Genomic DNA, 14,859 nt, shown 5'->3' on the forward strand with positions numbered 1-14,859 from the left:
AGGTGCAATCCGCCAGGTATGACATCTGATCCTCCTGTCTCCTTGCCACTCCGGCCTGTTTCGGGAATAACGGGCAGCAGGGTTTTGTTTTTGCTGCCGGGTGCCGCGCCATATGATGTCTGATGCTTTCCCCTTGCCGATTGATGCGGTGCTGCCCGATATGGCGGCGGCCCTTGCCGGGGATGGGCGCAATCTGGTGCTACAGGCCCCGCCGGGGGCGGGCAAGACAACCAAGGTGCCGCTGGCCTTGCGCGATGCCGCATGGCTGGCCGGGCGCAAGATTGTCATGCTGGAACCCCGCCGTCTGGCCGCACGGGCCAGCGCACGTCGCATGGCGCAGATGCTGGGCGAGGATATCGGCGAGACCGTCGGTTATCGTGTCCGGTTCGACAACAAAATCTCGGCGAAAACCCGGATCGAGGTCGTGACCGAAGGCATTCTGGTGCGGATGATTCAGGATGACCCGGAATTGACCGGCATTGGTGCGCTGATTTTCGATGAATTTCATGAACGATCCCTTGATGCCGATCTTGGGCTGGCACTATCGCTGGAAACCCAAGGGGCCTTGCGCGATGATCTGCGCATCATCGTGATGTCGGCCACCCTTGACGGCGCACCGATTGCCGCCCTTCTGGGCGATTGCCCGGTGATCACCAGCCAGGGCCGTGCCTTTCCGGTGCAAACCCGTTATCTGCCAATGCGCTCCGATGACAGGATTGATACCGCAATGAGTGCTGCCATCCGCCACGCCCTGCGCGAGGAAAGCGGATCGGTACTGGCCTTTTTGCCCGGACAGGGCGAAATCAGCCGGGTTGAGGCGGCCCTGCGCCATGTGGTGGGCCCCGATGTGATCCTCGCCCCGCTTTATGGCGCGATGGCGGCCAAGGCACAGGATCTGGCGATTTTGCCTGCGCCTGCCGGGTGCCGCAAGGTGGTGCTGGCAACCGCGATTGCCGAAACATCATTGACGATTGACGGCATCCGGGTGGTGGTTGATTGCGGTTTGCAACGCTTGCCGCGCTTTGATCCGGCATCGGGCATGACGCGGCTGGTGACGGTCAAATCCTCGCAATCAAGTGCCGAACAACGGCGCGGTCGCGCCGGGCGGCTGGAACCGGGCATCTGTTATCGCCTGTGGGCGGAGGCCGAACAACGTGCCCGCCCGCCTTTTACCGCCCCCGAAATTGCCGGGGCCGATCTGGCCCCGCTTACCCTGGAACTGGCGCGATGGGGGGTGGCTGATCCGGCCAGTCTGCCGTGGCTTGATCTGCCCGATGCCGCCCGGATGGATCAGGCCCGCGATGTGTTGCGACGGCTCGAAGCCATTGATGAGAATAACCGCATCACCGCAATGGGGCAGGCGATGGCCGGGTTGCCGGTGCATCCGCGTCTGGCGCATATGATGTTGCGCGGGGCAAGGCTGGGTCTTGCCGATGCCGCCTGTGCGCTGGCGGCAATCCTGTCGGACCGTGATTTTCTGCGCGGGCGCGGGGCTGATATCCGCCACCGGCTTGATGCGATGGCACAAGGCCATGCGCCGGGCATGATCATGGATGCCGCCCGGCAATTGTCCCGCCGCCTGAAAGACGCAACAAAGGGGCAAAAACCCGGCAATCCTGTTGTCGATCTTCATGATCAGGCCGGATTGTTGCTGGCCTTTGCCTATCCGGACCGAATCGCCGAACGGCGCAAGGGCGGCGATGCACGCTATCGCCTGTCGGGCGGCGGTGGCGGCGTGTTGCCCAATGAGGATGGTCTGGCGCAGGAAACCTTTCTGGCGGTTGCCGAACTGGATGGGCAATCGCGCGAAGCGCGGATTTATCTGGCGGCCCCCTTGTCGCGCACAACGCTCGAAACCCGTTTCGCCGATCAGATGACCGAAGGCGAAGAAGTTTTCTGGGACATGCAAGGCGACGGTGTGACCGCCCGCTGGCAAAGGCGGATCGGGGCGCTGGTGCTAGACGAAAAAGCCGCCGGAAAGGATGCTGATCCGGCCAGAATGACTGCCAAAATCACGGCGGCAATGATCGACGGCATCCGGCGTCTGGGCCTGTCCTGCCTGCCGTGGAACCGCGACAGCGAAGGTCTGCGGGCAAGGCTGGCTTTTCTGCACGAATTTGATCCGCAACACTGGCCGGATGTTGGCGATGCCGCCTTGTTGGCCGGGCTGGAAAACTGGCTGGGGCCGTATCTGGGCGGGATGTCAAAACGCAGCCAGTTGCGCAATCTGGATTTGGCTGCTGCCTTGCTGTCCGGGCTGGACTGGCAACAAAGACAGGAAATGGACCGCCTCGCACCGACCCACTGGACGGTGCCGACCGGATCGCATATCCGCCTTGATTACCGGCCCGATGGCCCGGCCCTGCCGGTGCGGTTACAGGAAATGTTCGGGGCGACCGATACCCCGAAAATTGCCGGGGGCAAGGTCGCCGTCACCCTGCATCTGCTCTCCCCCGCCCAGCGCCCCTTGCAGGTTACGGGCGATCTTGCCGGGTTCTGGCAGGGGTCCTACGCCCACGTCAAATCGGAAATGAAGGGTCGCTATCCCCGACATTACTGGCCCGATGATCCGCTTTTGGCCGAACCGACCCGGCGGGTGAAAAACCCGAAACCGCGGGGGTAGGTCAGGACTTGGCTGTCGCTGGACAGGAACGATTATTCGGTGCCGATAAGGGTGCGGGCAAGGCGTCGCACTTGCTGCAATTCCTGATCGGTGATGCGGCCTTTGGGCTTTGCATTGCGGGCACGCCAGTCAAGGCTTTTAACCTGATCGGCAAGTACGACGCTATTGCGATCCCCTGATATCGCGACCTCAAATGGATAGGACTTGATCTGTGTTGTCATCGGGCAACACAGCATCAATCCTGTTTTACCGTTATAACCTTTGGGGCTCAGGACAAGTGCGGGGCGGTGACCGGCTTGTTCATGTCCGGCGTGTGGCGAAAATTCAAGCCACACGATATCACCGCTATCGGGCACATAACCGCCAGCCATCAAAAGGATTCCTTGCCGCGCGCCGGGCCAAAATCGACTTCGTTATGAAGGTTTTCATCCGAAATGCCCGCCAGCAGTTCGTCAAGGGACTGGGCAGGATCAGGGGACTTCTCGATAATGATCCGTCCTTCTTCGTTCGAGATGTTGACTTTGCTGTCAGCTTGCAACCCGGCTTCCAGCAGGATGTTGGCCGGAAGGCGGATCGCGGCGCTATTGCCCCATTTCTTGATTTGGGAAAGCATGTTAACCTCTGATGTATCTACTATGAAGATACATTACCTTTCCGGGAAAATCGTGTCAACTTTGTAGATACAATTTTGTGTGTTTACGGATTGTAGAATCCAATGCCGATCACCGCCACCACCCCGCTTTTGAATGTTGCGGAAATCAACCGCAGTGCCGCGTTTTACCGGCTGCTGGGCTTTGAGGTGGTGGCGCGGACATTGTCGGAACAGGATGGTGAAGCGGTCTGGGTGATGATGCAGGCCGAAACACCGGAGGGTCAGGATCATCCGGTGCGGCTGATGCTGGCGGCGCATGGCGGTGTTTCGCATGAAGAACGCCGCATGCGTCCGCCCTTTGCCGGGCTGGTGCTGTATCTGGAATGTGATGATGCGCCGGGGCTGTTCCAGACGCTGCATGATGCGGGTTACAAGCCGGAACCGGTGGTCGAACTTGAGAATGGCGGGTTACAGTTCTTTGTCCGCGACCCGGATGGCTATGAGGTTGCGTTGACATCGCCGGGCGGGCCAGACCATCAAGAGGACCATCAACAGGACGATCAGACGCAATAGCTGATCTTCAAAACCTCAAGCTCATCCTCGCCCGCCGGGGTGCGCAGGGTGACCACATCACCAACCTTGCATTTCATCAGGGCGCGGGCGACCGGGGAAATCCAGCTGATTTTGCCGACAAGGGATTCCGCCTCGTCCTCGCCAACGATGCGGATGGTTTTTTCTTCGTCCCGCGCATTTACGTACGTCACGGTCGCGCCAAAGAAAATCCGCGCATGATCGGCCTGATCTTCGGGGCGGACGACCACCGCATCCTCGATCCGTTTGCGAAGGTAACGCACCCGACGGTCAATTTCGCGCAGGCGTTTCTTGCCGTAAATGTAATCGCCATTTTCGCTGCGGTCGCCATTTCCCGCCGCCCATGACACGATGGCAACCGTTTCGGGTCGCTGTTTTTTCCACAGATCATCCAGTTCGGTTTTAAGCGTCTGAAGACCTTCGGGGGTGATATAGATCGGTTTGTCCATGTCCGCGTTTTAGCCCAAGGCCGGGTTGCTGGAAAGAAGCGATTTGCGCTATCTTTTCTGCCCCTGTTTGTGTCCGGTCGGATTATCCGTCCAAAGGCAGACCGGCGATGAATTCGCGCAACCAGCGTTGCGCCGGGTGGACATCATTGCGGCGGTGCCAGCATAGTGTGAAACATATCGGATCAAGCGGTATGGGTGGTGGCAAAATGGCAAGGGCATCCGCATGGCCCGATGCAGGGATGATCCCTTCCATCAGGGTTGCGATCAGGTCCGAATGCGCGATCAGAAGCGGGGCGGCATACATATTGGACAGGGTCACGGCAAGGCGGCGTTTATGGCCCATCTTTGCCAGCACTATATCCACCAAACCAAATCGGTCATTTTCTGGCGATACCAGCAAATGTGACAGGGACAAAAAAGCCGGAAGACCAAGCGGGGCCTTGGCGTCCGGGTGATCCCGGCGCAATATGCAGACGAAATTTTCCTTGAAAAGCGGGCGGCTCAGGATCCGGCTGGTCGGTGTCGGGGGGACACCAATCGTCAGATCGGCTTCACCCGCATCAAGCAGGGTGATGGCATCGTCGCGTGCCGTGAAATTCCGGATGCGAAGCGTGATGCCGGGTGCCTGCTGACGCAACGCATCGAGAAGGACCGGCAGAAGTTTGAAGGTCGGATGCTCCGATAATCCCAGCGAGAATGTTGCCGTTGATGTTGTCGGATCAAATGACTGTGTGAATGCAAGGGTTCGTTGAATTTCGGCAAGCGCATGCCCCAGCGGTTCGGCAAGGTCAAGCGCACGCGGGGTCGGTTGCAGGCCATTGGGGCTGCGGACAAACAGTTCATCACCCAGCAATCCGCGCAAACGTGACAGGGCGGCACTCATGGCGGGTTGGGTGCGGCCAATCCGGATGCCCGCGCGCGTAACACTGCGCTCAGTCATCAGCGCGTCAAAGGCCACCAGCAGGTTCAGGTCAATGCCGTGTAAATCCATGCCATGAATGTTCTCACATATTTTATATCGATTTCAAGCATGTTGATGGATCCGATAAACATTTCCCCATATGCAACGATCCTGAACGGGAAATGACAATGACAGGTAAAATCAACGCCCCCCAAATTTTTGGTATATCGGACACCGACCGCAACGCCGTCGAACTTCTGTATCGCGCTTTTAGCGACGGTGCCCACCTTCTGGACGAGGCCGTCACCCCCGACTGGCAGGATATCCCGCTTGCGCCGGGGCAGGTGCCGGGCCGTGACGGCATGAAACCCTTGATCGAGGCCTTTCGTGCGGCCTTCCCCGATGTGCAAATCATTATTCATGAAATGATCGGCGCGCCGGGACGGGTTGCCGTCCGGGCTGAAATCCTCGCGACGCATCATGGTGAATGGTTTGGTGTCGCACCGACCGGAAAAACGTTCCGCCTGCCGATCCATGAATTCCATTATGTCGAAAATGGCAAGGTGACCCATACATGGCATCTGGAAGACTGGCTTGGCTGGTTGTTTCAAGTCGGTGCCTGGCCGGTTGCGGATAAGGAGGTCGGCCAATGAAAGCCGTAATACTTGATGACTACAACAGCATGCCTGTGATCGGTGACATCGCGATACCGGAAATCGGGCCGGATGATGTTCTGGTCCGTGTGGTGGCTGCGGCTCTTAACCCCCTGGATGTGAAACTGCATGGCGGGGTGTTGCAGGATTATTTCCCGATTGAATTTCGCTATGTGGTCGGTACTGATCTTGCCGGAAGAATCGAGGCGGTCGGGGCAAATGTGACGGATTGGGAAAAGGGCGACAGGATTGTTGCCCGGCTTGATCCGGTCCGTGGTGGCGCATGTGCCGGTTTTGCCTGTGTTCCGGCGAAATATCTGGCGAAAGTACCCGATACCATCCCGCTGGAGACCGCCGCCGGGATTCCGACGGTGGCAGGTACAGCATGGCAGGCATTGTTTGAGTTGGGCGATCTTAAGGCCGGGCAGACGGTGCTGATCCATGCCGGGGCGGGCGGGGTGGGCAGTTTTGCCATCCAGTTTGCCCGTGCGGGTGGTGCGCGGGTTATGACGACCGTATCGGGAGACGGCATCGACATTGCCCACAGATTGGGGGCCGATCATGTGATCGATTATCGCAACGCCAACTTTGCCGAAAACCTGTCGGACATTGATCTGGTGATTGACACCATCGGGGGCGAGACCCACCAACGTTCATTCGGTGTTTTGCGAAGGGGCGGTAAGTTGCTGGCCCTTGTTGCGCCGCCGGACGAGGCACTGGCAAATGCGCATAATGTCACAGCCGATTTCGTATTTCATATGTCCGATGGTGAAAGGCTGGTGCGTGTCGTGTCTGCGATTGCCGAAAACAGCATCAATATCCTGACGGACCGGATAGTGTCGCTGGACGCTTTTTCCGATGCCTTCGCCCGGCAATCATCGGGCTGTGCCCGCGGCAAGATCATTGTGACGATGGCCTGAAATGGAAAAGTCGTGACGCAGCTGAACCGCGTCACGACTTTTTATGAAATGTGATGATCAGGCGTTGGCTTCAACCCGAAGCGCATCATCATTGATCGGCAGATGCACCAGCGCGGCAAGAACGCCAAGGGCGGCGGCCGTGGCCCAGACCGCGTCGAAATTGCCTGTCAGGTCATAAACCACCCCGCCCATCCATGCGCCGAAAAACGCACCGACCTGATGCGACAGCATGACGATGCCAAACAGCGTCGCCATATAGCGCGGGCCGAAAACCTGCGCGATGATGCCGCTGGTCAGTGGCACGGTTGACAGCCACAAGGCTCCCATCACGGCTGAAAAAATCCAGATGGTCTCTGCCGTTTTGGGGGCGGCCATGAAGGCAAGGATCACCACGGCACGCGCCCCGTAAATAAACGACAGGCCCCATTTTTTCCGCCATTTCCCCCCGGCCCAGCCCGCGGCCAGCGTCCCGAAAATGTTAAACAGCCCAATCAGCGCCAGTCCCTGTGCCGCGACCGAACCGGGCAGGCCGCACAACTGGGTAAAGGTCGGCAGATGGGTGGCGATGACCGCAACGTGAAAGCCGCAGACAAAAAACCCGGCATTGAGCAACAAAAACCCACGATGTTTGCGCGCCTCGTGAAAGGCGGCAATCAGGCTGTTGGGGCCCAGATCAGCTGCCCCGGCCTTGGTCGCCTTGCCGGTCATGGCAAAGGCGAACGGCACAATGATCATCGACATTACGGCCAGCATCGCCAGCGCCCCGACATAGCCAAGATTGTCATTCAATGCCTGGGTGGTCGGTGCCATCACAAATTGCCCGACCGATCCCCCGGCCGAGGCAAGACCCAGTGCGAAACTGCGTTTGTTGGCCGGAAATACCCGGCTGATGGCGGCCAGAACCACCGGAAAACTGGTCGCCCCGACGCCAATGCCAATCAATAATCCCGATGTCGCATGCAGGCCCAGCGGCGATGCCGCCCCGCCCATCATATAAAGCCCCAGCGCATAAAACGCCGCCCCGCCAATCAGGGTCCGCGTGGTGCCATACCGGTCGGCCAATGCGCCTGCCACCGGGGCGGCAACGCCCCACATCAGGTTCTGGATGGCAAAGGCAAGGCCAAAGGTGCTGGCGCTCCATCCCGTGGCGGTCAGCATGTCGGGAATAAACAGGCCCAGCGACGGGCGAATACCCAGATTGACCGACAACACCAAACAGCCAGATACCAGCACCAGCCACGGAAACCATTTTGCTGTTTTAAAAGTCGGGGTCATTCAAGGGTCTCCGCGCCGGGATCGGATGGGAATGGAAATCAGGATGAAATCTGTATCGGAACGCCAGTATGCAAAATGGTTTTTAATGCGTCCAATTCATTAATTTTATCATGCCGATAACTTTTGTGCATTTTTGCAAGTGCCGGCCTCAATCACAAGGGCGGCAAGCGCATCTATCACGGCATCAATTTCCCCGGCGGCGGGGCGGCGGATCATGGAAATCGCCATCGGCCAGCGGGCACCGGGCAAATCCAGAATGCGGATGCGGTCGCGGGCCGGGCTGTGCAGGCAATAACGCCGCGCCATGACGCCATATCCGGCCCCCGCCGCGATCATGTCGATTTGCAGTTCCAGTGCCGAAACCTCCAATACCGAAGCAAACCGCACCCCGTGCCGTTGCGCCAAAGTATTGCCTCTTGCCCGAAACAGACATCCCTCTGGCATCAGAATCAGGGGATGGCGGGCCAGTTCCGTCACATCGCGCGGGGGCGTGGGGTCGCTGGCCGGGCCGATAACAACGATATCGTCATCCAGAACATGATCAATGCGAAAGGCCGGGATCATCGCCGCCGCCGTCGCCCCGCCATTGGGCGGATCAAGCGCCAGCAGCGCATCAATTTCCCCCCGCCGCAACAACGGTAACAGTTCGCTGCTCCATCCGCTGCGGATGGACAGGGCAATATCGGGAAAACGATCATGCAGCTTGCGCAGTTCCGGCGCGGAAACCAGCGGTGCGACACCGTGGCTGATGCCAAATCGCACCGGGCCGGTCGGGGCTGTTGCGCCGGTAATAATATCGCCAAAACCGTCCAGACGGCGCAAAAGGTCGCGGGCTTCGGCAAGGGCGCGTTGCCCGGCAAGGGTCGGTTGCAACGGTTTGGTGGACCGGTCAAACAACAGGGTGCCGATGCGGTCTTCAAGGCGTTGAAGGCGGCGCGTAATCGCGGGTTGTGTCAGGCCCAGCCGGTTGGCGGCACCGTGAAAGGATTTTTCATCGGCAAGCGCGATCAGGGTTTGCAGGTCGCTGGTATCCATGCGGGCCTCCGGACATGAAAGAAGCCATCAGCATGGGCGATTTGCCCTGATCATGCAAGATCGGCATTGATCAATTCAGTTTGATGCATCCGGCGCATCAATGGCTCTTTGCGCCCGGCGTTTGGCCTTATAGACGCTGGCCGCCGCCGTATAACCGCCTTCGCCGCCATCCAGAAAATGGAAATGCGCATCATGCATCACCGATGGCACGATGCAGGTCATCAGGGCGGTTTTCTGACGATGGGTGCCATAATGAATCTTGCCCGCCTGTTCTGCCTGCGACAACAGGGTTTCAAGGGCATCTGCCTGATCATCCGTGCAACTGACGGTCATCCACAATCCGTCACCAAATTTGCGAAAATCGGTGTTCAGCGCGGTATAGCTGCGATAGCGCGCCGGATCGAAATCCCCCATTTTCCAACCGGTTTTATCCAGAATCAAAGCCAGCAATCCGGTCAGGAAAACCCTGATCCGTGCTGCGAATAACGACCCGCCCGTCGGGCGGTTGGCGCGGGCCTCAAGGCTCAGGCCCGCAGGCGGAAAACGGAATTTGGGGCCGTTTGCGCTGACCGGGTGGCTCTGCCGGGGATTGTCGTCCAGCAAGGCCAAAACCGCACCGACCGTCGCGTCAAAATCCGCCCGGCGGGCCGCCGGTTGCACAATCACCGAAATGATGTGGCCATCCCCGTGTGCGGCAATCGGCGACCAGCGACAGGACAATCCGCTCAGATCGGGCTGCGTTCCGGGCGGGGCCGGTGCAATCTGGTAATGGCCGTCTTTCATCGTGGTTTCGGCCCATTGCATACCGTCGCCCGAAAACATCGCATAGGTGATGGCATCCGATACGGCATAGCGTGCCACGCGCACATCCTTGCCCGCCTTGCGAATGTCGGCAATCGGGATCAGGGCAACCCGTAATTCCAGGTGCAAATCGGCCTGTGACCAGCGGGCGGTGGCGGCAAGGGCGGCGCGCACGGCGTCAATCCGGTCGGGCGGGCAGGCAAAACTGGCCCCGTCGCCGCCAAACATGAAAGGATAATCGGCATGGCCCAGAACATTGGTGACCGCACAAATCACCGATGCCCCGGCGATATTGACCGCTTTATACCGCCCGGTGGCAACCGCCTTGGTCGATGCCACAACATCGGCCGTTCCCACCCACCAGTCATCGGGCAGGGCCTGATAAATACCGGCATCCAGAACGCGGTTGAAATCATCAAACGGGGGAATGGCGCGGTAAAATTCTGCGCCGTTAACGGTCAGCATCCGGCAAATCCCTAATAATGCGGGGGCGGGGCTTCGTCTTCGGGGGCGGTCTGAAAATAATTGCCCATGCGTTTGATATCCTCGCCCATCGCATAATTGCGCCGTTCCAGAACATCAATGCGGTCCCACTGGGATTTGATCATGTCTGACATATCCGACAGGGTACGGTCGTAATGGGCCAGACGGGTTTCAAGATCGATCAGGCGGGTTTCAAGGTCTTGCTGTGTCATTGGTTTCTTTGCTGTTCGGGCTTGTCTCAAACGGCGGCGTATTGCACGATACGCCCCATGATCCTGTTTATATCACAAAAAATCCGGCACACCCCATGACCGAAATCACCCTTTTGGTCGTTGTGGGTGTTTTTACGGCATTGATCATTGGCTATGGCATTGCCTTGCGGGCGGTACCGATGCCAAGTCTGGGGGCGGCCCGACGCGAAATGCTGGCTTATGTGCCCAGGGAATCCTGTGCGATCACCGATATCGGGTCGGGCTGGGGCGATATGGCGATGGATATTGCCCGCAAACGGCCCGATTGCCGTGTTCTGGGCATTGAATATTCACCCGTTCCCTGGACGATCAGCCGGATACGGGCTAAAATGGCCCACCTGCCCAATCTGACGATCCGGCGGGGCAATTTCCTGAAAACGGTATTTGATCCGGGCGATGTGGTTTTGTGTTTTCTCGATCCGCGCATCATGGCAGATGTCGGGCAGATGCTGGCAACGCGCATGAAGCCGGGCGGCATTGTCATTTCGCGGGCTTTTGCCATTCCCGGCTGGCAGGCCTTTGCCGAAATCCCGATGCAGGGCAGTTCGGACCGGCTGTATATTTATCGCATCACAGGGGCCGCATCCGATGCACCCGCCCGGTAAGACACCGGACGGGGTGCAATATGCGCGTCAGTCTTCTTCATACACCTGAATCAGCGCGGAATGATCCAGTTCACCGCCGCCCATATCGATCAGTTCTTCGTACAGTTCAAGGGCAAGGCGGCTGAACGGCAATTCAAGGCCCAGTTCGCCTTCGGAAAATTCCAGCGCCTGATACAAATCCTTGCGCTGGGTCACAACCTTGCCGCCTGGCACAAAATTGCGTTCGATCATGCGTTCGCCGTGTTTTTGCAGAATCGCAGAATCGGCAAATCCGCCGGTCAGGGCTTCGCGCAGGCGGGCCGGGTCCACCCCGGCCTCATCGGCCATCGACAAGGCCTCGGCGACCGCCCCGATCGTAATGCCGACAATCATCTGGTTGGCGGCCTTGGCGATTTGTCCTGCTCCGACCGGCCCGACATGGGTGACGCGGTTGCCCAGAACATCCAGAATGCGTTTTACCCGCTCGAAATCCTCGATTTCAGCGCCAACCATGATCGACAGCGATCCGTTTTCCGCCCCGTGGGTGCCGCCCGAAACCGGCGCATCCACCCATTCGCCACCCGCATCATTGACCGCATCGGCAAAACGGTGGGTGGCGTCAATCGCGGTGGTGCCCATATCAATCACAATCGCGCCGTCGCGCAGGCCGTCAATCACGCCTTCCTCACCCAAAAGGACATTCTCGACCGCCTTGGTATCGGCAACGCAAATGATGATGATATCGGCATTGGCCGCCGCATCTGCCGGGGTGGCGGCAATCGCAATGCCCAGATCCTCGAACATATTGAGGGTTTCGGGATTGCGCGTGGTGACGGTCAGAACCGCCCCGGCCTTTTCCAGATTAAGCGCCATAGGTCGCCCCATCAAACCCAATCCGATAAAGGCAATCTTTTCGCCAGCCAGCGCAGTCATGATCATTTGCCCCTTTGCTTTGGCAACTGGTTGAAACAGAATTTCAGGTGTCTTTCATGTCATCTGCAATCAGGAACCCCGGTCATACAGGGCAGTAACAGCAGGTAACAACCAAACCCGTGGTGGTCTTTTTTGATTAAAAGTCGCCGGTGCGCACATAGCGGGCGGCCATCGCCCGTTCAATCGCAGCGCCCGCAAGGCGGTCAATATCAAGATGATGGCGGATCAGTTCCAGTATCCGCAATTCTTCCTGACTGATTTCCCCGTCCGAAAGCACAATTTCGCAGGCGAAAACATAGGCGGTTTCGCGCAGTTTTTTCGGCAGGGCATCGCGGATCTGATCCAGTACCGTATCAAGCCCGTCTTCATTGCCCAGCAATTTGGCGCAGTCCCGGGCGATCATGGTCACGCGGTCGCTGTCAAATCCGGCAAAAACCGGCAAATACCTTACCCGTCGGCCCATGGCGGCCAGTTCGGCGTCGGTAATGTCGTTGTCGGCAGCCGACACGATCACCATGGTATAGATCAGTGCATCCTGATGGGAAATCATAGCCCTGCCTCCGTGGTTGGTGCGGGTCGCACAACAAATGGATGATCCAGATTCTCAGGGTATGACGGGATCGGGTCAGGGGCAACAGTTAAGGTGTTATTTCTTTTTGGAAAGAAAGCGGATTTTCCGCATCGGCAAAAAGCGGATGCCCCTTTCCCAGATTTCCTGCCGGGCCGGGGCGGGCATACAAAAAGCCCTGACCGATCTCGCAGCCCAGATCGCGGATGATTTTTTCCTGGGCACGGTTTTCGATTCCCTCGACGACGACGCGCATGTCAAAGGCGCGGCCAAGGGCAACCACACTGGTCACCAGCGCGCGGTCGCGGGGCGAATGTTCGATATTGATCACGAAACTGCGGTCAATCTTGACCTCGCTGGCATCAAAATTGCGCAGATAGCTCAGCGAGGAATACCCGATCCCGAAATCATCAATCGAAATGCCAAAACCGCGACGGCGCAGGCGTTCGACGGTATTGCGTGCCGGGGTATTCATCAAAACCCCTTCGGTGATCTCAAGGGTGATGCTGCTTGCCGGGATTCCGGCTTCATCAAGCGACGACAGCAGGAAATTTTCAAATTGCTGGCACAGGGCCTCGTTGCGCAATTGCACCGGCGAAATATTCAACGAACTATGCAGGCCCGGATAGCTGTCCTGCCATATTTTTTGCTGGGCAAGGGCGGACCGCACAACCCATTCGCCAATCGGCACAATCAGGCCGGTTTCCTCGGCCAGCGGGATGAAATCGGGGGGCAGGCCAATGGTACCATCGGCATGACGTACCCGCAACAATGCCTCGGCGGCAATGATCCGGCCGGTCGCAAGGGCGATTTTCGGCTGATAATACAACACCAGATCGCGGGCCGGCACGATGGATCGCACGGCATGTTCAAGGGCGGCACGCTGGGTTTGTTCATATTCGATATCGGGTGAAAACCGGCTGGAAAACACATTGTCGGTGCGGGCGCGATGCAGGGCAAACAGGGCGGCACGTCCGGTTTCCATTGCATTGCCGCCATCTTCGGGGCACAGCGAAATCCCGATGCGGATTTCGCAAAAACAATTGGTTTCCTGCACCGGCACCGGCAATTCCAGCCGGTGTTTGATGCGGTTTGACAAAACCTGTGCGGTCATGTCGGCCGGTTCATCCGCATCAAGGCGGACATAGACCACAAATTCCCCGGCATCGGCCCGCGCAATCAGGGTATCGCGGTCATGAAGGATGTCTTCAAGGGTATGAAACACATTGGTCAGGGTTTCATCCTTGAAGGCATAACCATACAGATTGCGCAAATTGCCAAGATTTTCAATCGACACTACCAGAATGACACCGCGTTCGCCTTCTTCGATCCGGCCATCAATCAGATTGTTCAGATAGCCCACCCGATGGGCACGGGTGATCAAATCGTATTTGGCAAGCCCTTCGGTAATCTGGCGGTTCTGGCGTTCCTTGGTGACGTCTTCGGCATAAAAGGCAATGCCGGTCAGTTTGTCTTTTTCCGGCGACAGGATCGGCTGAACAACAAAATGGTCGCATTTTTCCGATCCGTCACGATCCCGATAGGAAATATCGCCATACCAGTGTTCATGATCGCGGCAGGATTGCAGGATATTGTGGAAATACTGCCCTTGCTGCATCGGCAGGCTGACATCCGAAAGAAGCTGGCCCATCACCGCATTTTCGGTCACGCCATATTGGCGGGCAAAGGCGGTATTGAGGTTTTCAATGCGGCCATCGGGGCCGGTAATCACAATGCGCAGCGGCGCCGATTCGATGGTGGCGGCATATTTGGACCGGCGCATCTGACGTTCGACTTCGTCATGGGCATTTTCCATATTGCCAACACTGCACACATCGCCATTGGCCGCGACATAACGCCGCGCAATGATCCGGCACCAGATGATTTCCGGGGTTTCCTGGGTGTCGGAATGATGCAACATCCGGGTGTAATACATCGCATAGGGGGACTTGCCGCTCATGCGGTTTTTATAATGGGTGCGCACCTGTTCGCGGTCGTCGGGGGCGACGAATTCGGTAAAGGTATGACCCAGAATTTTTTCGACAGGCAGGCCCAGAAGGGCGCAAAAATCAGGGCCGCAATGTTCTATCCTGCTGTCACGAACCGCAAAAAGGCCACCGTTATGATCGCCGAAGAAATCATCAAAATCCGCCGCATCAAGGGCGGGTATCAGATCCGGGGCTTTGCCCATATAGCGGCG

General features: G+C 58.2%; 16 protein-coding genes. 5 read left to right on the forward strand and 11 right to left on the reverse strand.

The window, feature by feature from the left end:
• Positions 1 to 115: 115 nt before the first annotated feature.
• Positions 116 to 2,623 carry an ATP-dependent helicase HrpB gene (gene hrpB, locus Q8O73_RS11475; RefSeq protein ID WP_305558326.1) on the forward strand — a complete coding sequence of 836 codons (2,508 nt, stop codon included), beginning with the start codon at positions 116 to 118 and terminating at the stop codon, positions 2,621 to 2,623.
• A gap of 32 nt (positions 2,624 to 2,655) precedes the next feature.
• On the opposite strand, the gene mazF is transcribed toward hrpB, so the two are convergent.
• Both mazF and Q8O73_RS11485 read right to left on the reverse strand, forming a co-directional pair.
• Complete coding sequence (mazF, locus tag Q8O73_RS11480) at positions 2,656 to 2,994, reverse strand: endoribonuclease MazF (RefSeq protein ID WP_305558298.1); 339 nt, start codon at positions 2,992 to 2,994, stop codon at positions 2,656 to 2,658.
• On the reverse strand, positions 2,994 to 3,236 hold the full coding sequence (locus Q8O73_RS11485) for an AbrB/MazE/SpoVT family DNA-binding domain-containing protein (protein WP_305558299.1): 243 nt from the start codon (positions 3,234 to 3,236) through the stop codon (positions 2,994 to 2,996). The genes mazF and Q8O73_RS11485 overlap by 1 nt, the downstream gene beginning before the upstream one ends.
• A 102-nt stretch (positions 3,237 to 3,338) precedes the next feature.
• Between Q8O73_RS11485 and Q8O73_RS11490 the strand changes: the two genes are divergently transcribed.
• Positions 3,339 to 3,788 (forward strand): VOC family protein, encoded by a 450-nt coding sequence (locus tag Q8O73_RS11490; protein ID WP_305558300.1) that lies wholly within the window; start codon positions 3,339 to 3,341, stop codon positions 3,786 to 3,788.
• Here Q8O73_RS11490 and greB read toward each other — a convergent pair.
• Positions 3,776 to 4,255, reverse strand: a complete 480-nt coding sequence (gene greB / locus Q8O73_RS11495) for a transcription elongation factor GreB (protein WP_305558301.1) — start codon at positions 4,253 to 4,255, stop codon at positions 3,776 to 3,778. The genes Q8O73_RS11490 and greB overlap by 13 nt on opposite strands.
• Before the next feature lie 82 nt (positions 4,256 to 4,337).
• The gene (locus Q8O73_RS11500) at positions 4,338 to 5,246 is read right to left on the reverse strand and encodes a LysR family transcriptional regulator (RefSeq protein ID WP_305558302.1); all 909 of its coding nucleotides are present in this window, start codon (positions 5,244 to 5,246) and stop codon (positions 4,338 to 4,340) included.
• A 98-nt stretch (positions 5,247 to 5,344) separates the two neighbouring features.
• Between Q8O73_RS11500 and Q8O73_RS11505 the strand changes: the two genes are divergently transcribed.
• Entirely contained in the window at positions 5,345 to 5,809 is a 465-nt protein-coding gene (locus tag Q8O73_RS11505; protein WP_305558303.1) for an ester cyclase, read from the forward strand.
• Entirely contained in the window at positions 5,806 to 6,729 is a 924-nt protein-coding gene (locus Q8O73_RS11510) for an NADP-dependent oxidoreductase (RefSeq protein WP_305558304.1), read from the forward strand. Before Q8O73_RS11505 ends, Q8O73_RS11510 begins: the two co-directional genes overlap by 4 nt.
• Positions 6,730 to 6,786: 57 nt before the next feature.
• On the opposite strand, the gene Q8O73_RS11515 is transcribed toward Q8O73_RS11510, so the two are convergent.
• The 4 genes from Q8O73_RS11515 to Q8O73_RS11530 all read right to left on the reverse strand — a co-directional run bounded on the left by Q8O73_RS11515 (position 6,787) and on the right by Q8O73_RS11530 (position 10,535).
• Positions 6,787 to 8,004, reverse strand: coding sequence for an MFS transporter (locus tag Q8O73_RS11515; RefSeq protein ID WP_305558305.1), 1,218 nt, complete (start codon positions 8,002 to 8,004; stop codon positions 6,787 to 6,789).
• A gap of 108 nt (positions 8,005 to 8,112) precedes the next feature.
• Positions 8,113 to 9,039, reverse strand: coding sequence for a LysR family transcriptional regulator (locus tag Q8O73_RS11520; protein WP_305558306.1), 927 nt, complete (start codon positions 9,037 to 9,039; stop codon positions 8,113 to 8,115).
• Between the two features lie 75 nt (positions 9,040 to 9,114).
• Positions 9,115 to 10,305, reverse strand: coding sequence for a DUF3095 domain-containing protein (locus tag Q8O73_RS11525; protein WP_305558307.1), 1,191 nt, complete (start codon positions 10,303 to 10,305; stop codon positions 9,115 to 9,117).
• 11 nt (positions 10,306 to 10,316) lie between these two features.
• Positions 10,317 to 10,535 (reverse strand): SlyX family protein, encoded by a 219-nt coding sequence (locus tag Q8O73_RS11530; protein WP_305558308.1) that lies wholly within the window; start codon positions 10,533 to 10,535, stop codon positions 10,317 to 10,319.
• A 95-nt stretch (positions 10,536 to 10,630) separates the two neighbouring features.
• On the opposite strand from Q8O73_RS11530, the gene Q8O73_RS11535 reads away from it, so the two are divergent.
• A complete protein-coding gene (locus Q8O73_RS11535; RefSeq protein WP_305558309.1) occupies positions 10,631 to 11,179 on the forward strand; it encodes a methyltransferase domain-containing protein in 549 nt (182 codons plus the stop codon).
• A 27-nt stretch (positions 11,180 to 11,206) separates the two neighbouring features.
• On the opposite strand, the gene Q8O73_RS11540 is transcribed toward Q8O73_RS11535, so the two are convergent.
• The 3 genes from Q8O73_RS11540 to Q8O73_RS11550 all read right to left on the reverse strand — a co-directional run bounded on the left by Q8O73_RS11540 (position 11,207) and on the right by Q8O73_RS11550 (position 14,850).
• Positions 11,207 to 12,097 carry an NAD(P)-dependent oxidoreductase gene (locus Q8O73_RS11540; protein WP_305558310.1) on the reverse strand — a complete coding sequence of 297 codons (891 nt, stop codon included), beginning with the start codon at positions 12,095 to 12,097 and terminating at the stop codon, positions 11,207 to 11,209.
• Positions 12,098 to 12,227: 130 nt separating this feature from the next.
• Positions 12,228 to 12,641: a tellurite resistance TerB family protein gene (locus tag Q8O73_RS11545; protein ID WP_305558311.1), complete on the reverse strand. Its 414-nt coding sequence runs from the start codon at positions 12,639 to 12,641 to the stop codon at positions 12,228 to 12,230.
• An 88-nt stretch (positions 12,642 to 12,729) separates the two neighbouring features.
• The gene (locus tag Q8O73_RS11550; protein WP_305558312.1) at positions 12,730 to 14,850 is read right to left on the reverse strand and encodes an EAL domain-containing protein; all 2,121 of its coding nucleotides are present in this window, start codon (positions 14,848 to 14,850) and stop codon (positions 12,730 to 12,732) included.
• Between the last annotated feature and the right edge of the window lie 9 nt (positions 14,851 to 14,859).

Origin of the sequence: Thalassospira sp. (assembly GCF_030690045.1) — a bacterium.
Taxonomy (GTDB): Bacteria; Pseudomonadota; Alphaproteobacteria; order Rhodospirillales; family Thalassospiraceae; genus Thalassospira.